The organism is Proteiniclasticum sp., assembly GCF_032054185.1.
In the GTDB taxonomy this organism is placed as follows: Bacteria; Bacillota; Clostridia; order Clostridiales; family Clostridiaceae; genus Proteiniclasticum.
Map to the genome: position 1 here is coordinate 65,793 of NZ_DAMBTF010000004.1, position 22,084 is coordinate 87,876.

Genomic DNA, 22,084 nt, shown 5'->3' on the forward strand with positions numbered 1-22,084 from the left:
TTGCCCTCGAGATTAGTTGCCAATATTCTTTAGGAGGGTTTAATAAATGTTTGAAATCGAAAAGCCAAAAATTCAGTGTGTAGAAACAAGCGAAGATGGAACCTATGGTAAGTTCGTAGTAGAACCACTAGAAAGAGGCTATGGAATTACTTTAGGTAATGCATTGAGAAGAATGCTTTTATCCTCACTACCAGGTGTCGCACCGACATCAGTGAAAATTGATGGTGTGCTTCATGAGTTTTCAGTAGTCCCAGGAGTAAGAGAAGACGTAACAGAGCTTATTCTTAACCTTAAGGGATTATTCATCAAAATGAATGGAGAAGGTCCAAGAAAAATCTATATCGATGCTAAGGGACCTGGCGAAATCACAGCTGGAGACATCAAGACTGATGGAGATGTGGAGATCATCAATAAGGATCTTTATATCGCCACTCTTGAAGAGGATGCTAAGCTATATATTGAAATCAATGTGGACAGAGGAAGAGGTTATGTTTCTCAGATGAGAAACAAATCAGAAGCTCTGGCATTATCCACAATCCCAATGGATTCAATATATACCCCTGTGAAGAGAGTTAATTTCACAGTGGATAACACAAGAGTCGGTCAGGTCACAGACTATGACAAGTTGACTCTTGAGATATGGACCAATGGTACCATTTTGACAGAAGAGGCCATAAGTCTTGCTGCAAAAGTACTTATTGAGCACTTTAAGCTGTTCATGACACTGACCAATCATGCCAACGATGTTGAAGTCATGATTGAGAAGGAAGATGACAAGAAAGAAAAGGTTCTGGAGATGACCATCGAGGAACTGGATCTATCCGTCAGATCCTATAACTGCTTGAAGAGAGCAGGTATCAATACCGTTCATGAGCTGACAGAAAAGACCATGGATGATATGATGAAGGTAAGGAATCTAGGAAAAAAATCTCTTGAAGAAGTCGAGAGAAAGTTAAAGGACTTGGATTTATCCTTAAAGTCCACTGACGAGTAAAGGAGGTAAGTTAAATGGCTACATTAAGAAAGCTTGGTCGTCCAACCGACCAGAGAACTGCTATGCTTAGAAGTCTTGTTACAAACTTTTTAAAGCATGGTAGAATAGAAACTACATTCTACAGAGCTAAGGAAACTAAGAACATTGCAGAGAAGATGATCACTCTTGCAAAAAGAGGAGACCTTCACGCAAGAAGACAGGTACTGAGCTATGTACATGAAGAAGAGGTTGTAAAGAACCTGTTTGACAATATCGCACCTAAGTATGCTGAAAGAAACGGTGGTTACACCAGAATCTACAAGGCAGGCCCAAGAAGAGGCGACGGTGCCGAGAAGGCAATACTGGAACTGGTTTAATATTAAAGAGGAAGCTTGACTTCCCTTTTTAGTGAAGTAAGGGGATTAAGGAAACTTAGTCCCTTTTTTCCTTAATTATGATAAGATTACATTGATAAGTAGTAAAGTCATCAGGTGATATGCCTTTAGTGCTTATCTTAGGAGGATCAATATGCAGCAGAATAATAACCCCCATGATAAAGAAATGATCAGAGCAGTGGACCTTACCCATTATTATGATGATGGTCCTGAAGGCGAAAAAGAGTATTCCCTAAACGGGATCAATATCACCGTCAAAGAAGGCGAATTTGTCGTTGTTCTCGGCCATAACGGCTCAGGCAAATCCACCTTTGCAAAACATATGAATGCACTCCTCCTTCCAACTGGAGGCAAAATATACATCGACTCCATCGATGCGACCGATCCTGAGAATACCTGGGAAGTGCGTAAGAGAGCCGGTATGGTCTTTCAGAATCCGGACAACCAGATGGTTGCGACGGTTGTTGAAGAGGATGTGGCTTTCGGTCCGGAAAATCTGGGTGTAGATCCGATCGAGATCAGAAAAAGAGTGGATCAGTCTCTAAGGGAAGTCAACATGTATGACTTCAGGAAGCATGCTCCACACCTTCTCTCAGGCGGTCAGAAGCAGAGAGTGGCCATTGCAGGGATCATCGCCATGAGGCCTAAGATCATCATCCTTGACGAGCCTACAGCCATGCTGGACCCATCGGGAAGAGCTGAGGTCATGAAGACCATTAAGGAACTGAACAGGGAATACAATATCACCATTGTCCATATCACACATTTCATGGAAGAAGCTGTGCAGGGAGACAGAATTGTTGTTATGGAGGAAGGAAAGGTCATCATCGATGATACTCCTCAGAATGTATTCAAGAATGTGGAACTTCTGAAATCCATCGGACTGGATGTTCCTCAGGTTACAGAACTTGCCCATGAACTCATCAAAGATGGCGTTCACCTTGAAGAAGGCATACTGAATATCGAAGATATGGTGGAGGCAATATGTCAATTAAAATAGAAAATCTGACCCATGTATATATGCCTAAAACGCCTTTCGAAACCATCGCTCTGGACAATATCAATCTGGAACTGGAAGAAGGAAAGTTTTATGCGCTGATCGGTCATACCGGTTCAGGTAAATCAACCCTCATTCAGCACCTTAATGGTCTTCTTAAACCCACATCAGGTAAGATCATCGTAGATGGGATAGATATTACCGACAAGAAAACCGTCATGAGTGAAATCAGAAAAAAAGTGGGACTGGTTTTCCAGTACCCCGAATATCAGCTTTTTGAAGAAACCATAGAAAAAGACATCGCGTTCGGTCCTCATAATCTGGGACTCAGCGAGGAGGAAGTTCTGGTGCGCGTAAAGCGTGCCATGCTTATGGTGGGACTTGATTATGAAAAGTACAAGGATCTTTCCCCGTTTGAAATTTCAGGGGGACAGAAGAGAAGGGTAGCCATTGCTGGGGTTGTGGCCATGGAGCCTAAAGTGCTGATTCTTGATGAGCCTATAGCTGGACTTGACCCAAGAGGTAGAGATGCCATCCTGAATCAGATCAGGTTGCTCCATGAAGAATATAAGCATACCGTCATCCTCGTCACCCATTCCATGGAAGACGTGGCGGAAATCGCTGAAGAGGTCATCGTCATGAGTGACGCCAAGGTGATCATGAAAGGAACACCAAGAGAGGTATTCACGAAGATTGAGATGCTGGAAGAGGTTGGCCTTGGTGCGCCTCAGATCACCTATCTCATGAGGGCGCTCAGAGAAAAGGGAATCCCCGTAAGAGAGGATATCTTCACTGTTCGCGAAGCGAAAGAAGAAATCAGGAAATATCTTACCAAGGGAGGACAGAAGAATGATTAAGAATATCACCATCGGACAGTATATCCCTGGAGACTCCTTTATTCATAAACTGGACCCCAGAACAAAGATACTGGTTTCCATCCTGTTCATCGTCAATCTGTTCCTTGTACAGAATTTTACCGCATACGTACTGATTCTTGGATTCATTCTCCTTATGGTGAGAGTGGCCAGGCTTTCACCGAAGTATCTGTATAAAGGGGTTAAGCCTGTATTCGTACTCATCCTTTTCACGGCTTTTCTCAATATGTTTGTGACAAAAGGTACTCCGGATACACTGGTCCTTGATTTCTGGATTTTCAGGATCTACAGGGAAGGGATCTATCAGGCGCTGTTTATGACCTTCCGTTTGGTGTTCCTCATCATGGGTACTTCAATTCTTACTCTGACCACATCGCCCATTGAGCTCACTGATGGTATCGAAAGCCTTTTAAAGCCTTTCAAGAAGATCGGTGTTCCTGCCCATGAGCTGGCTATGATGATGAGCATCGCCTTAAGATTCATCCCAACGCTCATGGATGAGACAGATAAGATCATGAAGGCTCAGATGGCTAGAGGAGCAGATTTTGATTCTCCGAACATCATCAAGAAAGCCAAGAGCCTTATACCGCTACTTGTTCCGCTGTTCATCTCTTCCTTCAGAAGAGCCGAAGAGCTGGCAATGGCTATGGAAGCTAGAAGCTACAGAGGCGGAGAAGGAAGAACGAGAATGAAGCAGCTGAAATACGAGAGACGCGACATCGGCGCATTTCTCATCATATTCCTGCTCATCGCCATTACCTTCAGTCTGAGATATACAAATATTTTCTAGAAGATGAATGAGAGACCATTTCCGTAAAGGGAATGGTCTCTCATGGAATAAAAAGTAAAAGGAGGGCTTCCATGAATATACTGCTTTATATAGAATATGATGGTACCCATTTTCATGGATATCAGAGACAGAAGGAGGAGAGGACAGTTCAGGGTGAACTGGAAAAAGCACTTTTTCATCTTCTTAAAGAGGACATCAATATATCAGGGTCATCAAGAACAGATGCCGGAGTCCATGCAAAATTCTATCCTGTGACGTTCAGGACCAAAAGCAGCATTCCGCCCGCTAAAATTGCTGTCGCGCTCAATCAGTATCTTCCCGAAGATCTTAAAGCGCAGAGCTCGATTGAGGTTGCTGAAGAGTTCAATGCGAGGTTTCATGCCAGAGGAAAAACGTACGCTTACAGATTCCTGAGAAGAAGTCAGCCCTCGGCTCTTCATCGGAACTATGCATATCTCGTGAGAAACGAGCTGGATCTTCGTCTTATGCAAGAAGCGGCTGACGCATTCATCGGAGTACATGATTTCACGGGTTTCAGATCGGTGGGCAGTAGTGACCCTAATCCTGTGAAAGATATGAGAAAGATCATCGTTTCAGAGGAAGGCGAATTTCTGACCTTATATATCACAGCGTCGGGGTTTCTATATAATATGGCAAGAATCATAGCGGGAACGCTTCTTGACGCCGGACTTGGCAGAGTAAGTGGTGAGGAGATCAGGCAAATTCTTGAGACAAAAGAAAGAGGAAAATCTATGGTGCTGCCGCCTTGGGGACTGTATCTTGAAAAAGTGTATTATGATGAAGAGGACCTTCTGATCGAGTAGATGCTGTGAGATGGATACTGATCTCTCAGCGTTTTGCTTTATTTCTATGAAATGAATCAGGCCAGATGTAAAAAACTTATAGCTAATTGATAATTATTATTGATAAAGTGCAATTGTTTTGATATCCTTACATTAAAACGAATTTATGCGTGAGATTGTGAAGTGCTGACTCTTTGTGACACTGAGGGATCTGCATGCGGATAGGTTTGACAACAGGAGTTGAATCATGGATTATTTTGTACAGTTTCAGATCAATATTTTTGCGCTTTTTATTCTTTTCAGTCTCTATCTCTTTGTCAGGCATTCTAAAGTGGTGACCTTCAGCAGCAAGCTCCTTCAGGTCATCATCGTCGCGACTGCGATTTCCATCATCATGGAGCCCTTGACCTGGATTTTTGACCGGATGCTTTTCAGGGGTGCCTTTCTGCTTGAATACAGTACCAATTTCATTCTCTTTCTCATCGGACCGGTTATCGGCGGGCTTCTGCTCTCCTATATCGATTTGCGAACGTTCAGGCATCCCGGAAGGGTCCGTGCGAAACTCTACTATCAGCACGGTGCATTGTTCACCCTGATGATTCTTGTCGTGAATCTTTTCTATCCAATCTACTTTAAGGTTGATCCCGTGATCAACAGCTACATCAGCGGAGATTATAAAGACCTGCATTATTTTCTTCTTGCCGGAATATATATCTATATGCTGTATTTCATCATCAGAAACAGGAATCTGACAACAAGGACCGAATCCCGGATCTTCATTCTGTGTTTTCTGGCACCAATCATCGGAATGGTGGTTCAGCTTTTTGATTCAAAGCTCCATTTTTCGTGGACATCAATTGTCATCGGTCTACTGATTATTTATATCTTCCTGGAAACGACACCTTCTGAAGAAGATTATCTGACAAAGCTGTATAACCGTAAGAACTATGAAAGCCAGCTGAATTATTTCACACAGATCAGAAAGTCTTTTGGTGTCGCATTATTTGATCTCAACAATTTCAAGCAGATCAATGACACATATGGGCACAGTAAGGGCGATGAGGTGCTCATTTCTTTCGGACAGGCACTGAAAAAGACCTTCGAACGGAGAGGCTTTGTTTCAAGACTTGGAGGAGATGAATTTGCAGTCATTGTAGAAGGCCGTTATGACGATATCGATGGACTGATTGAAGAACTGGCTGAGCGGATTCTTGCTGAAGAGGATGAAGTGGTGAGCACACTCGAATTCAGTTTCGGGTATCAGAGGTATGAGGATACAGTTACGCTGGATGAACTCTACAATCTGGTGGATCACAGAATGTATGCCCATAAAGAATACATCAAAAAAAAAAAGGCGATTCATCAGGAAAAAGCACTGTAAAGCGCTGAGAATCTGATGGAAAATCACAGGTGAATTTCAGATTTCAGTATGATTCCGTAGTTAAAATCCGTGCAACGACAATAATTTGGAATTAGTGTGTAAAACGTGAAAATTACCCTTTTATTCCAAGGGAAAATCGTGTATAATAGGTGAGTATCAGAAAAAGATATTGAATATTATTGACTTCTAGTGGTGGTTGTCTTATAATATTTATGTTTGTAAATGCTTGTGTTGATCCACTAGCCCCGGGTCACGCAATTGAGTAAAACCTAAGAATGAATAATTAATAGGAACCCCAGTTGTGGAGTTTCGGGAGGAAAAAAATGAAGTCATATTACGCAAAGCCAGGAACATATCAGCCAAAATGGTATGTTATTGATGCAGCTGGAAAGCCTCTCGGTAGAGTAGCCAGCCAGGTTGCAACAATTTTAAGAGGAAAAAATAAGCCAATATTTACACCAAGTGTTGATACAGGAGATTTTGTTATCATCATCAACGCAGAGAAGGTTGTACTGACAGGTAAAAAACTTGATCAGAAGATGATGAGACATCATTCACAGTATCCAGGTGGACTTAAGGAAACTCCTTATAGAGAAGTACTTGCTAAGAAGCCTGAACTGGCATTCACAGAAGCAGTCAGAAGAATGCTTCCAAAGGGTGTGCTAGGAAGAGCTCAGGCAAAGAAACTTAAAGTGTACAGAGGAGAAAATCATCCTCACGACGCTCAGAACCCAGAAGTTCTAGAGCTGAAGTACTAAGCGGGAGGAGGAAAAAATAATGGCAAAAGTTCAATACATAGGCACTGGTAGAAGAAAGAAGTCAGTTGCAAGAGTAAGACTTGTACCTGGTTCAGGTGAAGTGACAATAAACAAGAGAGACATCAAGGACTATTTCGGTCTTGAGACATTAATGCTTGTTGTTAATCAGCCGCTGGTTTTAACTAGCACAAAGAACTCCTATGATGTTCTTGTAAATGTACACGGTGGTGGACTTTCAGGACAGGCTGGAGCAATCAGACATGGTATTTCCAGAGCGCTTCTTAAAGCTGATGAAACCCTTAGAGGTGAGCTTAAGAAAGCCGGATTCCTTACTAGAGATCCTAGAATGAAGGAAAGAAAGAAGTACGGTCTTAAGAAAGCTAGAAAGAGCCCACAGTTCTCAAAGAGATAATATTTGCATTAAAAGCAGACCTTGGAATCTTAGGATTCCAGGGTTTTTATTTTCGGGTGTCTGTCATTTATTCTGAAGGATTAAGATGACTCTATATATCGTCATAAAAATCTATAAGGTCCTGCCGGATGAAAAATTCTGATTTCTCTGATATAATACTAGCAAGAAGTTACATTGAATGTGATTTTCAGGAGATCAGAGAATCTGTAAACACAAAAAAATCAGGAGGACACCTTTATGAGGAAATTAGTTATTATTGCATAGCATCAGCTACTGCAATTACAGAATTGAATTGTTATAGCTGCTGCTGACCTAAAAAGCATTAAATTTTTAGGAGGCAAATATGAGCTATATGAGAGCAGAACAGATACTGCCAAGAGAGCTGATCGAGCTGATTCAGAAGTACGTAGATGGAGAAAACATCTATATCCCCAGGAAAGATAATGAAAGAAAAGAATGGGGACAAGGAACAGCGATACGCAGAGAGCTTGACGAGAGAAATCTAAGCATCTACAGAGATTTCACGAAAGGTGATTCGGTTAAGGATCTGGCAGAGAAATACTTTCTTTCCATTAAGAGTATTCAGCGCATTCTGCGTATGAAGAATAACGGTTGATAAATTGAGCATGTACATTAAGCTGTACCGGCTCATCTTTTTTTGTAAAAATCCTTAAGGTGGATATTAAGGCACTCATATTCTATAGTAAAAGAAGAAAATAACAGGAGGACTTAACTATGACTACACCTGAATGCTCTGCATAGCAAAGGCTATTGCAGATGAATCTTAATTAAAAAGTTGTAATAGCACTTTGCAGATCCGAATTAATTTATAGGAGATGCAAATATGAGCTATACAAGACAAATAGGATATAAAATCACACCCGATGAATCGTTCAGAATCATCAGGAACTGTTCCGGATGCGGGAAAAAGTCTGGGTTCCTGAACACCAGCTGTTTTCGGGTCAATGCGAACGGGAGAAAAATCGATATCTGGCTTATCTATCAGTGTGAGAACTGTAAGCATACGACTAATCTGACAGTCTATGAGAGGAGAAATCCGCAATCGATCGAGCGTGAGGAATACGAGAAGTTTCTGAGTAACTCTTCTGAGCTGGCATTAAAGTACGGCACCGATTCTCAGTTTCTCTCGCGAAATAAAGCTGAGATCGACTGGACATCCATCAGATACAGTTTCATACGACAAGACGGTGCTTTGCAGGGCGATAGTCAGTTCTTTCAAAAAGATGATCTGCTGGTGATTGATAACACCTGCATGCTAAAAATCCGCAAGGAAAAGGTTGCAGGAGAATTACTGAAGGTATCGGGTTCTAAAATAAAGGAGCTGGAAAAATCAGGCATTATCACGGTTGAAGAATGCAGGATGAGACATCATATCAGGATTGAAATCCATGAAGAACTTAGATGGGAGCTCGATGATCCAGCCTAAATCATAGTCGTGTTAAATAAGGTTAAACTGAAGAATTCTGAAGCGTCTAACCTCTCATAATTTATGAGAGGTTTATTGTATTTAAAGAATGATCAAAAAGAATTATAATGCCTGTGAAGTGGTAGAAAATATATTGCTATATAGCATCACGTGATTATATTTATGTAATAATGAAATGGTATTCAGAGAAGAAATTCGTAAAAAATGGGTAGAAATGAAACAATTTCAGGAATAGGGTTAATTCTATGTTAAATTTAGTAACATTAAGTTAACATTAACCGCATTTCGCGGTATCATAAACTAGGAAATATACGAATTCAATGGAGGTATTCTTTTGAATATTAATATGATCATTGCACTCTTCGGTGGTCTTGGATTATTCCTTTATGGAATGAAGATGATGGGAGATGGTCTGGAAAATGCAGCTGGTTCAAAGCTCAAGTTTATTCTGGATAAGGTAACGGCTAATCCGATCAGTTCAGTACTGGTAGGTACGATCGTCACCATACTCATGCAGTCTAGCTCTGCGACTACAGTCATGGTTATCGGGTTTGTCAATTCGGGTCTTCTGAATCTTGTACAGGCAACCGGAATAATTATGGGTGCAAATATTGGTACCACAACAACAGCATTTTTAGTTTCACTTAATATCGATAATTTAGTTCCGATTCTTATTTTCGCAGGATCATTCCTCTATCTCTTTACTAAAGCCAAAAAGAGAAGAGATGTGGCCGGTATCCTCCTGGGATTCGGTATCCTTATGTTGGGTATGAGCCTTATGAGTGATGCGATGTATCCATTAAGAGATTCAGAATCCTTCAAGAATCTGATTGTAGCTGTAGGAAACAAATGGTACCTTGGCATACTCATCGGTCTTGGTATCACTCTGGTGGTACAGTCAAGTTCTGCGACTACGGGAGTTCTTGTTGCACTAACGACTACAGGAAGCATAACCATACAGGTTGCATTTCCCTTTATATTGGGTGCAAACATCGGTACCTGTATCACAGCGCTTCTGTCATCTATTACAGCAAACAAGATGGCAAAGAAAGCTGCGGTCATTCATCTGCTTTTCAATCTCATCGGAGCGATCATCTTCCTCCCGCTGGGAAAATATCTCATCAACCTGGTTTCAGTCATCTCACCGGAGAGTATTAAACTTCAGATCTCATTCATTCATCTGATTTTCAATGTTTCCAATACACTTCTTCTTCTTCCGTTTTCCGGACTTCTGATTACAATAGCAAATAAGGTGGTCGGTAAGGAAGATGATAAGGTATCTGAAATTCTTGACAGAAGACTTCTTCAGACACCAAGTATAGCTGAAGGACAGGTTATTCTTGAAACTGTAAAACTTGCCGAACTTGCACAGGAAAATGTCCGAATGGCGACAGAGGCTTTCATAGACGATGACCTTAAGAATGAGGATCTTGTCTATAAAAATGAAGAGAGAATCAATGAAGTGACTGAGATCATCACAAATTTCCTTGTGGAACTTTCAGGAAGCGATCTGGATGTCAATGAGTTTGCAAGAATCGGTGATACCTATCATGTAATCAATGATATCGAAAGAATGGGAGACCATGCTGAAAATATCATGGAGCTTGCTCAGGAAAGAAGCCGTAAGAATGCCTTCATTTCAGATGAAGCACGGGAAGAAATCAGAGCCATATACAACTATACAGATCTTGCAATGAATATCGCCATTGAAAGCTATAAAAACAACGACAAGGAAAAAGCGATATCTGTCATTCATGCAGAAAAACGGATAGATGAGCTTCAGAAAGAATACCGTGATGCCCATATCCGAAGACTGAATGCCGGAAGGTGTACAGCGATTTCCGGGATTCTGTTCCTTGATCTGATCTCAAACCTTGAAAGAATAGGAGATCATTCCAAGAATATTGCGGATACTGTCGCAGAAATTAAAGAAAGAGACTAATAACACCCCTTATAAGTCTAAGACAACCTTTAGGAAAACACCTGAAATCTAACGATATCAGGTGTTTTTATTTTCAGTTTTTTTGAAAGTCAGGTCTCGTTAATTCTAGGTTAATTCGGTGTTCAACCTATTCCTCTAACGTTCAATTGGGAGTAGAATGAGCGAGGATAATAAATAGATGATTTCTAATGGAGGAAAGATATGGATATAAATATGTTGATTGCATTACTCGGTGGGCTTGGACTCTTTTTATACGGTATGAAAATGATGGGAGATGGACTTGAAAATGCAGCAGGGTCAAAGCTGAAGTTCATCCTTGAAAAAGTTACTTCTAGTCCGTTAAAAGCAGTGGGAATAGGTGCACTGGTTACTGCCATCATTCAGTCAAGCTCGGCAACAACTGTCATGGTCGTCGGGTTTGTCAATTCAGGCCTTCTTAACCTTGTACAGGCTACAGGGATTATCATGGGTGCAAATATAGGTACGACAGTCACTGCATTTCTGGTATCAATGAAGATTGATGCTCTGGTTCCTATACTGCTGTTTACTGGATCGGTTCTTATGCTCTTTTCGAAGGCAAAGAAGAGAAGAGATGTATCTTCCATTATTCTTGGATTCGGTATTATGATGCTGGGGATGAGTCTTATGAGCGATGCCATGTATCCGCTGAGAGACTCGGAAGTGTTCAAAAATCTTATCATCTCGTTAGGAAATAAATGGTATCTCGGACTTCTGGTCGGACTTGGAATCACACTGCTGATTCAGTCAAGTTCAGCAACTACAGGTATACTTGTTGCACTGACTTCAACTGGAAGCATTACCATCCAGATCGCTTTTCCACTCATTCTTGGTGCAAATATCGGAACCTGTATCACTGCACTGCTCTCCTCCATTACCGCAAACAAGACAGCAAAAAAAGCTGCTGTCATCCATCTTCTGTTCAATGTGACCGGAGCGATCATCTTCCTTCCTCTAGGACCGATACTGATTTCTATAGTCACTGCCATAGCGCCTGAAAGCATCAAGTATCAGATTTCATTTATTCATCTGATCTTTAATGTATCCAATACCATTATTCTTCTTCCCTTTGCCGGAACACTCATAAAAGCCGCTAATGGAATTATCGGTAAGGATGCTGAAGCTGCAAATGAAATACTGGACAGAAGACTGCTTCAGACCCCAAGCATTGCAGAAGGTCAGGTCATCCTTGAAACGGTGAAACTTGCAGAACTTGCGAGGAAGAATGTTCAGCTTTCTATAGAAGCGTTTATCAACAACGATCTCACTCATCATGACCTGGTCATAAAAAATGAAGAGAGAATCAATGAAATCACTGAGATCATCACGAACTTCCTGGTGGAACTGTCCAGCAGTGATCTTGATGTCAATGAATTCAAGAGGATCGGAAATACCTATCATGTCATAAACGATATCGAAAGAATCGGAGATCATGCTGAAAATATCATGGAACTTGCAACCGAAAGAAACAAGAAAAATGCGGAAATTACTCCCGAAGGGAAAATAGAGCTGGAAAACATCTTCGGATATACGGATAAGGCGATGAAAACAGCCATCGAAAGTTATAGAAACAACGATACGGTGATTGCTGATACCATCAATGATACCGAAAGAGAAATCGACAAGCTTCAGAAAGAGTATCGTAATGCTCATATCTCAAGACTGAATGCCGGAAAATGCACTGCACTCGCAGGAATACTTTTCCTTGATCTCATTTCTAATCTAGAAAGAATCGGGGATCACTCAGTGAATATCGCTGAGACCATTTCAGGAGTTGACTATGATAAAGTCGTGATTGAGATCGGCAGTAAAGGAATAGCCTAGAATTAAATCGCAGTAAGGTGATGAAACACCTTACTGCGATTTTTTGCGTTGATGATCACTTGGGGCGAAATACGACTAGATAGTTGATATAATTTATAAAAGAGAAATGTAATGAATATACGGAAACGAGTAAGAGTGAACGAGTGTGCCCAACAGACTTAATCATGTAGTTGGATTAATTCACGGGTCGATGACTTCTAGAATAATTCAGTATCCTATTAAGGACTAAGTTAATGAGCGAATATATGTATGGATATTGCGTTTGTTCTCAGTTACGATTTCATCAATCAGAAGGACTAAAGGCTGTACAAAAGGGCCATGGATTTTGTAGTGCAGGTACTGAATCTTTTGCGGAATATCAAGCGACAAGGTGGTGCTTGATACGAGAATATCGAAACTGTATTTGGAAAGTTGTTTTTCAGAAATTGATGACCCTTTGTAAATTTCAATATCCATTACTCGATTGGTATTCGCATGAAGCGAACTAACAATATTTTCAGCATGAGTGTAATTGAGATGACTATATACAAGTACTTTGCAGATGCTGAATTTTTTAAACAGTGTAGCTGTAAGATCTTCCCATTTTGTGAGCAGGATATGCATCATTGATTCGATAAGTTGATCACATGGTTCTAAATCTCTCTCTATACAGATTGATTTCATCTTTTCTTCTGCCTCTTCGTAAAAAAAGAAATAAGAGCATTTAAAAATCTCTATAAGATAGTAATCTCTAGGCTTGAACAGGATGTAATCTTTGGCAATTATTCTGTTCGGATTCCTGCAATATAGTTCAAGATAGGTATCGAGATCTTTCAGAATATTTGTTTTGTCAAAAGCTGGAAGATCAAAAATATCGGCCAACTCATTTATGGGTTTTTCTATAGACGAAATTCTTCTGCCGTAATGAGGATTCTCGCTGAGATAAACTTTAAAAAATGCTGGTGAGTAATAGATATTCCAGTAAGCCATCTGATCTGCATATAACTGTGTGTCTTCAGAGTCAACACCTGCATTGCAGATTATTAATTTAAGTTCACTGCTGATTCTACTGTGCTGAACTTTAATATTATGAAAGGGGAATTGTTCATCCATGACTGAATAACCTTTTTTGTTACGTATGAAATTAACGGTGAAATGCATACGAAATAAACTGTATTCATAGAAGGTTTCTCCAATATCACTACTGCTTAAAAACACATGAAGTAGTTTATTTGCGTTATTTTCGGAGATTTCTTCAAAGGGCCATTCTGAAGACGAATAGGCTTCCTGGAAGTAGGATGAATAAAATCTTCTGATTAGAATTTCTTCACCAGTTATACGGTAAGGGTTGGGATCAATGGATAGTCCATATGATGAGAGTATTTCTTTAAGAGAACGGATTAACCTGTTAAAGGTAGAGGAACTTAAAAAAAGCATATCAATCAGGTCAGTACTGCAGAGGTGGTTATTATGAAATATGAGTTCAAGAAGGACTAAACCAGGTGTATTTTTGAACATCTGTCTTTCAAATAGGTCGAGTCCGATATTTGATGGAAGATGTAGCTGGATACCATCGTTTGATGTTTCAATGGAACCGCCAAGGGAAGTCACTGTACTTTTGAGCTCTGAAAGATAGTTCTTAATACTTCGTTGAGATGAGGAAGTTTCTATGGAAAGTGTTTCTATCGTTACAGGCTTTTTAGCCTGAAATAGATTCTTTATGATTTTATACTTAATCTGATCTTTAACCTGAATTAATTCCCACATAATATCACACCGTCCTCTAAAAACTAACAAACCATTAATTTCAATTATAACATAATCCTTCTTACAAAATCCCATTTCTTGCACTGCTCAAGGTAAATATAGAGAAGTCATAACAGGAACGATTTGGTAAGATGGATTAATAGCGAATCATTATCAATTTGTAAAGGTTATATATTAAATGATCTGATATCTAATCAGCATATTTAAAATTTATGAAATCAGTGATCCAAATCGTTGGTAAAATGATCAAATCAAGAAAATGGACTTTAGGAGGAAAAAATGAAACTTGTTACTCGAAAATTATGTGCCGTATTTTTGACCGCAGTCATGCTTCTGCAATTTGTCTTTACCATCCCTGTTAGTGTATTTGCTGATGCAGGTACAGTTCATAAAGGGATAGTGGTAGAGTCAATTTTATTGTTACAAGAAAATGGTGAGGATGCCATGGAAATCAAATCAGGTGAGGCGCTTGTGCTTCAGATTGACTGGTCTCATTCATCTGATGGAGAACTCTCAGCAGATGAAACAATTATCAGTTTACCTGAAGAGCTGATGATTGAGGCTGGGGAAATGAAAATTACTGATGGTCTGGGCATTCCTTCCGGAAGGATAGAACTGAAAGGAAATGAGATCAAGCTGATCATTGATCCCTCCGTAGTGGGAAAAGAGGGTTCGTTGGAAGTTGTCCTTTCGGTAGGCGTAATTCCGGCAGGCAATCATACTTTTCAGATCTCTATAGATGATACCATTAAGACTATTGACGTTATCATTCAAGAAGATGAAAAGCTAGAGACAGAAGAAATCGAGATATCCGAAGAAAAGAATGGTGAAAATGATACCGATATAGTGAACGAGGGTCTTGGTGTAGAAGTACCGAAGGGATCTATTGGCTTAAATGACATGCAATTAGAAGGAAGCATGGCGTTGGGCATGTTCTCCGAGGTTGGACTGGACCAGTTCAAGTTCAACAACATCTATTTTCTCGATAATGATTATGACCCTCTGATGCATGATATAGAAGACTACATATACTCTGCAGATAAACCATACGATTTAAACGTACCAAACAATTATGGGCTTCTATATTTTGATTTTGACCTCATTGATGGTCATGATGTGAAAGCTTATGACACATTCACTTTTAAGCTTCCAGAAGAACTCAAACCTGTAAGCGGAATTATGGGGGAGCTGGGTTCCATAGGGCAATGGTTTGTTCAGCTGGATGGAACCGTAAGGTTTGAATTTGGTGAAGGTGTCAACGGGGACGATGTCAGAGGTTATTTCTGGTTCTCCGTAAAGCTCGATGAGAGTGAAATGGATGATACCATCATTCAGGAAATCCGTTTTGAAGTCTATCCGGATTTTGAAATGAGATTCCCTGTAAAACCCAAAGGTGGTTCACTGCTGAATAAAAATGGAACCATCAACAACAACGGATATAATTCCAGTGAAGCATACTGGAGTATTGATCTCAATACATCCCTAGACAAACTGGATAATACTTCGGTAAAAGACGTCATTCCTGTAAATATGATCCTCAAAAAAGACAGTCTGATCGTCTATAGACTTGATGTCACATCAGGTGGTATAAGGTCGGAGGGAGAAGTTCTTGAAGGAAATCGGTATGAATTAAGCATAGACGAAAGCGGGAATCCTACAATTTTATTTAATGGGCTTACAGAAGAGGAGAAATCAGCAGCCTATAGAATCAAGTACACCACTGAAATTGTTGAACCTTCTGAAGGGTTCGATGGAACACAGACCTTTAAAAACAATGTTGTGTTAATTAGTGGTGGCAAAAGCTATACTTCAGCTTCAACCGTATCCAGTGGATATGGAAAAGCGCTTGATAAACTGAATCCAAGTTATGACTGGTCCAGACAGGAGTTTCAATGGACCATCAACTATAATTTCAACGAGAAATATATTGATTCCGATGAAGCGTTCCTAACGGATACATGGACAGCAAACAATAACGTTGAGATGAAGTTTCAGTTAAGCGAGTTTGAGATTTACCCTGTCGCCATGAACCAGAGTGGAAATGCAATTGTATCAGACACCCCTATCGATTCATCTCTATATAATCTGGTGGGAGGAAGTACAGGGTTTATCTTAAATTTCACCAATGATATTGATCGCCAGGCCTATCAGATCAGATACAAAACAAGGATTCTTGGCTCACAAGGTTCGGGTATCGTTGACGGCAGCGGATCCTTGACCAATAAAGTGGAAACAGGTACAGGAAAAGAGGACGGAAGCAGCGGAAGCTGGACACAAAGAGGCATCATCAAATCTTCTACTGGCACTGATGTGAACAAAAAAGAGATCGGCTGGAGAGTTCTCCTTAATCAGAACAGTTACCTCATGGAAAATCTTGTGGTGACAGATACCTTTACAGGAGATGGACTGACACTCCTAGAAGATACGCTGATCATTACAGGAAAAGAGAAAACATATCTCTTAGGGACTGACTACGTGCTGGTTTATACTGCGCCTGTTCCAGGGGTATCATCAGGAGGATTTGTCATAAGTTTCAACGGCTCTGTGAATGAACCTGTGACTTTGACCTATACGACCCATTTTGAGAGAAATTCAGGCGGTACTGCGTCTTATGTGAATAAAGCAAAAATCAGCTGGAATGAAGGCGATAAGGAATATAGCAGCGAAAGCGGTTCGATCACTGTAAGACCAGCCGGTTATACTGGTCCAAATGGCGTGAAGAACGGGAACTACAATGCGAGGGACAAAGAAATTACCTGGAGTATTCATACTAATTATGCAAGGCTGCCTATTGAAGATGGATATAAAATTTCAGATTCAATCCCTCAGAACCAGGAGCTGGTCGAGGAATATTTAGAAGTATTCAGTTACAATGTGGACAACAGGGGGAATATCACCGGTGAGGCGCTTCTCGATGAAGACAGTTACACTGTGGTTTATCCTGAAGCAGACAACGGATATAAGCTTGAAGTAAGTCTGCTTAATCCCCATATTGGTGAAAAGACATCAGTGGGTATCCGATTCAAAACCAGGTTTTTAAATGGCTGGATTCAAGATCCGAAGGTGAAGAATACAGCTGAGTTTACCAATGGTAAAAACAGCTTCAAGCTGGAAGCGACAGTGACAATACCCTACGGTGGTGAATATGTGCACAAATCCGGAATACAGACAGGATTCTACAACGAACGAGTTGACTGGACAGTTTACATCAACAGAAGCCAGTCACTGATCAAAGAATATACATTGAAGGACAATCCAGACCTTAATTCAGTTCTTCTTGAAGATACCTTCAAACTGTATAGAGCGGTGGTGCAGACAAATGGTGCAGTCACAAAATCGACTGATTTCCTTGTTGAAGGAACGGATTACAGTCTTGTCATCAATACCGATAATGAAACAGGCAAACAGGATTTTGTTTTAAGTTTTGTCTATGATATTGATGATCCGTATATTCTTGAGTACAGCTCTTATATTGATCCACTGGTCGGTAAAGGAGAAGCAATTACCAATGCCTATACTGCTGAAGGAATCACATCAGAAGAGATTACAGATGGTGATACGAGCAGTGAAGTGAAGAATGTGAATTCTGGTGGTGCCGGTGGAACAAGTATCCGCGGAGGACTGATCATCAGAAAAACAGATGAAAGCAATCCTCAGGCAGTCCTTGAAGGCGCTCTGTTTAACCTCTATACAAAGGACGGAAAGCAGCTTCTAAGGACCGGGATAACCGATACAGAAGGAGTTGTGAGGTTTGGGGGTCTGAGGCGTGGTGAGTATCTATTAAAGGAAATACAAGCCCCTAAAAGGTATGTGATCAGCAAGCCTCTTGCAGAAGGAATTATAGTGACGTTAAACCATTCAAGTCAAGATGAGTTCAAGCTGTTCGATTATGCTAATTCACTGTCAAAAATCAGTCTAAGAAAAATAGACGAATCTGGCAAAGTGATCAGTGCTGAAGCCGTTTTTAATCTCTATGCAGAAGATGGAACACTGATCCGTCAGGACCTGAAAACGGTGAATGGACTTCTGAGTGTTTTCGATCTTGATGAAGGAAAGTATTATGTGAAGGAAACAAAATCACCTGAAGGATTTATTCTGAATCCTGAAAAGTTTACTTTCGAGATTAGAATAAATGAAGATGGAACACAGAGCGTCCCAACGGTAAACGTGGTGAACTACAAAGGCAAAGCTGAGTTTGTCAAAGTAAATGAGCAGGGAGAGTATCTTCCGGGTGCAGTTTTTCACTTATACAGTGGTGAAGAAAGGGTGAGAACCAATCTGGTTGCTGATGAACGTGGAGCTGTAGTCATTGATAATCTGGCACCAGGGACATATCAGGTCAGAGAAATTTCTGCACCAGAAGGTTACCTGCTAAACACTGAAGAGATTCAGTTTACAATTCCAGAGAGTGTTCTAGGTAAACCTCAGACCTTTAAGCTTAAGCAGTTTATGAACTATGAAGGTATGGTCAGACTGTTTAAGGCTGATGAGAAAGGAAATCCGCTGGAAGGCGCACAATTTAAAATCGTCGATGACCAAAATAATAATGTAAAAACAGGAATGACAACAGGTGAAGATGGACGTGTTTATGCCTCTGGACTTGCGCCTGGAAAGTACAGTTTCATCGAAACCAAGGCGCCTTCAGGATATATACTTGAACCAACGCCTATAGATTTTGAAATTGGAACAAGCGCAGAAGGTATGCCGGTTATAGTCACAGCTGGTCATAAAGAGAACTATAAGGGATCTGCTGTGCTGAAAAAAATGGGTGAAAATGGAAATCTTTTGCCTGGTGCCGTGTTTGACCTATATGAAATAATATCGGGAGATCAGGTGCAGCGTATACTTGAAGGTGCCTATACCACGAATTTCAAAGGTGAAATCAGGGTCACAGAACTTTCACCAGGAAACTATGAATTTGTGGAGAAGACTGCACCGGTTGGATACATCCGAAACACTGAACCGATTAAATTTATAATAGTCAGTGAAACCGTAGGCAAGCCGGAAATCGTCAACGCTGGTGATGCGATCAATTACAAGGGATCAGCAGTGATGGTAAAGACTGATTCAAAGGGCAATCCATTGAATGGTGCTGCATTTGAAGTAATCACTCAAGAAGGAGAGACAGTTAGAACTGGCCTGATATCCGACGAAGAGGGAAGAGTAACGGTAACGGAACTTGTACCTGGACGCTACAGCTTCAAAGAAGTTGGATCTGCAGAGGGCTATATTCTGAATCAGGAGCCGCTCAACTTTGTTATTGAGAACGAAAGTGAAGGAAAGCCGGAAATAGTTGAAGCCGGAAACTTAATCAACTATAAAGGCAGCGTTGAACTGACCAAAAAGGACAAAGATGCTCATCCCCTGGAGGGAGCATTGTTTACCCTATATACTGAGAAGGACGAAGCTGTTGCAGAAAATCTGAAATCCGATGAAAACGGAAAAGTCTTTGTGGATGAACTTTCCTCTGGAAATTACTATTTCCTGGAAGAAAAGGCACCAGAAGGATACATAAAGAATACTGAAAAAATTGCCTTTACCATTTCTGAATTTGCTGAAGGTAAACCTGAACAGGTAACAGTGGAAGCTGTAAACTATAAAGGGTCGGTTATGTTTGTTAAAGTCAGTGAGTCTGGAGACAAGTTAGAGGGTGCTGAGTTTGAACTGAAAGAAAAAGAAACTGAACTAGTCATCGTAGAAGGCTTAAAGACTGATGAAAATGGAACAATCCTCGTTTCAGGCCTTGTACCAGGCGAATATACATTCGTTGAGGTAAAAGCGCCCATAGGATTTGTGACAAATAACGAGCCTATGCATTTTACAGTGGATACTGAATATAGAGGTGAACCTGCAGTCGTAATTGCTGGAGAGTTTAAAAACTATAAAGGTACAGCTGTTTTAGAGAAGGTCGATGCCAATGGAAATCCACTAGAAGGAGCAATATTTGAGCTTCAGGATGAAGAAGGCAATCTTATCCTTACGGATCTCAGATCTGATGATGAGGGCAAGGTAATCGCGCTTAATCTCTCTCCTGGAATATACAGGTTTGCAGAAAAGCATGCACCTGAAGGTTATCTCGTAAATCTTATGGTGAAAACTTTCGAAATAAATGAAGAAGCTTATGGAGAACCGCTAGCTGTAGAAGCAGGAAATCTGATCAATTATAAGGGTAAGGCTGTGCTGATGAAGACAGATGAATCGGGCAATCCATTAAAAGATGCTCAATTCCGTGTGACTGACAAATATGGCAAGATTGTCATTGAAGGCCTTTATTCTGATGAAAATGGAATGGTTTCTGCGGAAGAGCTTAATCCTGGCGAATATTTCTTTGAAGAAATAAAGGCGCCAGAAGGATTTATCCGAAATCTTGAAAAAGCGGCCTTTGCCATCTTGGATATGAGTCATGGAGAACCTGAAATCATTGATGCTGGAAGCTATATCAATTACAAAGGATCAGCTGAGTGGTTTAAAGTTAATGAAAGTGGAGAAGCCATGCAAGGTGCACGCTTTAATCTAACTGATGAAGAAGGAAATATCGTGTACAAAGACCTGATAAGTGACGATACCGGGAAAGTCATGGTTGAAAATCTGGCACCTGGTGAATATACGATAATTGAAGTGGAAGCACCGGAAGGATATATTCTAAATCTTGATAACAGCTCTTTCATCATCAATGATGAGGAAGGGGGGAATCCTCGGACAGTTGCAGCGGGTAATTTTATAAATTATCAGGGCAGTGTGATCCTCACCAAGACAGATGCATCAGGAATTCCTTTGGAAGGAGCGGTATTTGAGCTTAAACTGGATGGAGAGAAGAAGGGTGAATGGACAACCGATGAAAAGGGTAAGATATTCATTGATGAACTGAGACCAGGGAAATACACACTGGTTGAAATCAAATCACCTGAAGGTTATATCCTAGATCAGACAATCTATGCGTTTGTCGTTGCACCAGAAGAAAAGGGTGAGCCGAGCACAATTTATGCGGGAAATGCAAAAAATCATAAGGGGACCATGGAATTCATTAAGACAGATGAGACAGGTATGGTCCTTGAAGGTGCACATTTTGAGATCAGAGATGAAGAGAACAATCTTGTTGAGAGAGCTGTTTCTGATGTTGAAGGCATGGTAAAGGCTGAAAATCTTGCGCCAGGAAAATATAGTGTAAACGAAATAGAGGCACCAGCAGGATATATCATAAATACTGAAACTCTGGACTTCGCCATAGAAGGATTATCCATGGGTAAACCTGAAAAGATCGATCTTGGGGTTTTTGTAAACTACAGAGGCGTTCTGCGTATCGAAAAGGTAGACGGGAAAGGAAATCCGCTGGCTGATGCAGAATTTAAACTCCTCGATGTAGAGGGGAAAACCTACCGAGAAAAGCTTGTCAGTGATGAAAGCGGTAAAATTATGATTTCAGGAATTGCTGAAGGTAAATATACTCTTGTTGAAGTTAGAGCACCAAAGGGGTATTTTGAAAGTGATGAAGTGTATCCGTTTGAGATTGCAGCATCACATGAGGGAAGACCTTCTGAGATTCTCATCAGAGTGATTAATGAAGAATTGCCTGAGGAAGAGTCTGTTGAGTCTCTGCCAAATGCAGGGGATGCGGATACCGGGTTTTTGTTTACATTAATGGGGCTTCTGTTTATAACAGGTGGTCTGACATTTCTTAACAAACATAAAAAAAGAAGAATCGTGTAACCTGTAAAATAATCAA

The 22,084-nt window shown here is 40.6% G+C and carries 15 protein-coding genes; 14 read left to right on the forward strand and 1 reads right to left on the reverse strand.

All coding sequences use genetic code 11. The annotated features are described in order from the left end of the window. Positions 1 to 46: 46 nt before the first annotated feature. The 13 genes from RTX25_RS03310 (at position 47) to RTX25_RS03370 (ending at position 12,615) form a co-directional block, all read left to right on the forward strand. Positions 47 to 994, forward strand: a complete 948-nt coding sequence (locus RTX25_RS03310; protein WP_312650473.1) for a DNA-directed RNA polymerase subunit alpha — start codon at positions 47 to 49, stop codon at positions 992 to 994. Between the two features lie 14 nt (positions 995 to 1,008). After that, a complete protein-coding gene (rplQ, locus tag RTX25_RS03315; protein WP_312650475.1) occupies positions 1,009 to 1,350 on the forward strand; it encodes a 50S ribosomal protein L17 in 342 nt (113 codons plus the stop codon). 151 nt (positions 1,351 to 1,501) lie between these two features. After that, a complete protein-coding gene (locus RTX25_RS03320) occupies positions 1,502 to 2,368 on the forward strand; it encodes an energy-coupling factor transporter ATPase (protein WP_397428511.1) in 867 nt (288 codons plus the stop codon). Continuing rightward, complete coding sequence (locus tag RTX25_RS03325) at positions 2,353 to 3,222, forward strand: energy-coupling factor transporter ATPase (protein ID WP_312650479.1); 870 nt, start codon at positions 2,353 to 2,355, stop codon at positions 3,220 to 3,222. Before RTX25_RS03320 ends, RTX25_RS03325 begins: the two co-directional genes overlap by 16 nt. After that, the gene (locus RTX25_RS03330; protein ID WP_312650482.1) at positions 3,215 to 4,030 is read left to right on the forward strand and encodes an energy-coupling factor transporter transmembrane component T; all 816 of its coding nucleotides are present in this window, start codon (positions 3,215 to 3,217) and stop codon (positions 4,028 to 4,030) included. The genes RTX25_RS03325 and RTX25_RS03330 overlap by 8 nt, the downstream gene beginning before the upstream one ends. 71 nt (positions 4,031 to 4,101) lie before the next feature. Continuing rightward, positions 4,102 to 4,854 carry a tRNA pseudouridine(38-40) synthase TruA gene (truA, locus tag RTX25_RS03335; protein WP_312650485.1) on the forward strand — a complete coding sequence of 251 codons (753 nt, stop codon included), beginning with the start codon at positions 4,102 to 4,104 and terminating at the stop codon, positions 4,852 to 4,854. A 226-nt stretch (positions 4,855 to 5,080) separates the two neighbouring features. Continuing rightward, positions 5,081 to 6,214, forward strand: coding sequence for a GGDEF domain-containing protein (locus tag RTX25_RS03340; RefSeq protein ID WP_312650488.1), 1,134 nt, complete (start codon positions 5,081 to 5,083; stop codon positions 6,212 to 6,214). Positions 6,215 to 6,537: 323 nt separating this feature from the next. Beyond that, on the forward strand, positions 6,538 to 6,972 hold the full coding sequence (rplM, locus tag RTX25_RS03345; protein ID WP_312650491.1) for a 50S ribosomal protein L13: 435 nt from the start codon (positions 6,538 to 6,540) through the stop codon (positions 6,970 to 6,972). A gap of 19 nt (positions 6,973 to 6,991) precedes the next feature. Beyond that, complete coding sequence (gene rpsI, locus RTX25_RS03350; RefSeq protein WP_312650494.1) at positions 6,992 to 7,384, forward strand: 30S ribosomal protein S9; 393 nt, start codon at positions 6,992 to 6,994, stop codon at positions 7,382 to 7,384. 343 nt (positions 7,385 to 7,727) lie between these two features. Further along, on the forward strand, positions 7,728 to 8,000 hold the full coding sequence (locus RTX25_RS03355; protein WP_312650497.1) for a CD3324 family protein: 273 nt from the start codon (positions 7,728 to 7,730) through the stop codon (positions 7,998 to 8,000). Positions 8,001 to 8,228: 228 nt separating this feature from the next. Then, positions 8,229 to 8,831 (forward strand): DUF1062 domain-containing protein, encoded by a 603-nt coding sequence (locus tag RTX25_RS03360; protein ID WP_312650499.1) that lies wholly within the window; start codon positions 8,229 to 8,231, stop codon positions 8,829 to 8,831. Positions 8,832 to 9,177: 346 nt separating this feature from the next. Continuing rightward, positions 9,178 to 10,773 (forward strand): Na/Pi cotransporter family protein, encoded by a 1,596-nt coding sequence (locus RTX25_RS03365; protein ID WP_312650684.1) that lies wholly within the window; start codon positions 9,178 to 9,180, stop codon positions 10,771 to 10,773. Positions 10,774 to 10,974: 201 nt separating this feature from the next. Beyond that, positions 10,975 to 12,615 carry a Na/Pi cotransporter family protein gene (locus RTX25_RS03370; RefSeq protein ID WP_312650502.1) on the forward strand — a complete coding sequence of 547 codons (1,641 nt, stop codon included), beginning with the start codon at positions 10,975 to 10,977 and terminating at the stop codon, positions 12,613 to 12,615. Positions 12,616 to 12,840: 225 nt separating this feature from the next. Here the strand turns inward: RTX25_RS03370 and RTX25_RS03375 are convergent, their stop codons facing one another. Next, positions 12,841 to 14,436, reverse strand: coding sequence for a helix-turn-helix domain-containing protein (locus RTX25_RS03375; RefSeq protein ID WP_312650505.1), 1,596 nt, complete (start codon positions 14,434 to 14,436; stop codon positions 12,841 to 12,843). Between the two features lie 204 nt (positions 14,437 to 14,640). On the opposite strand from RTX25_RS03375, the gene RTX25_RS03380 reads away from it, so the two are divergent. Beyond that, positions 14,641 to 22,068 (forward strand): SpaA isopeptide-forming pilin-related protein, encoded by a 7,428-nt coding sequence (locus tag RTX25_RS03380; RefSeq protein WP_312650508.1) that lies wholly within the window; start codon positions 14,641 to 14,643, stop codon positions 22,066 to 22,068. Positions 22,069 to 22,084: the final 16 nt, after the last annotated feature.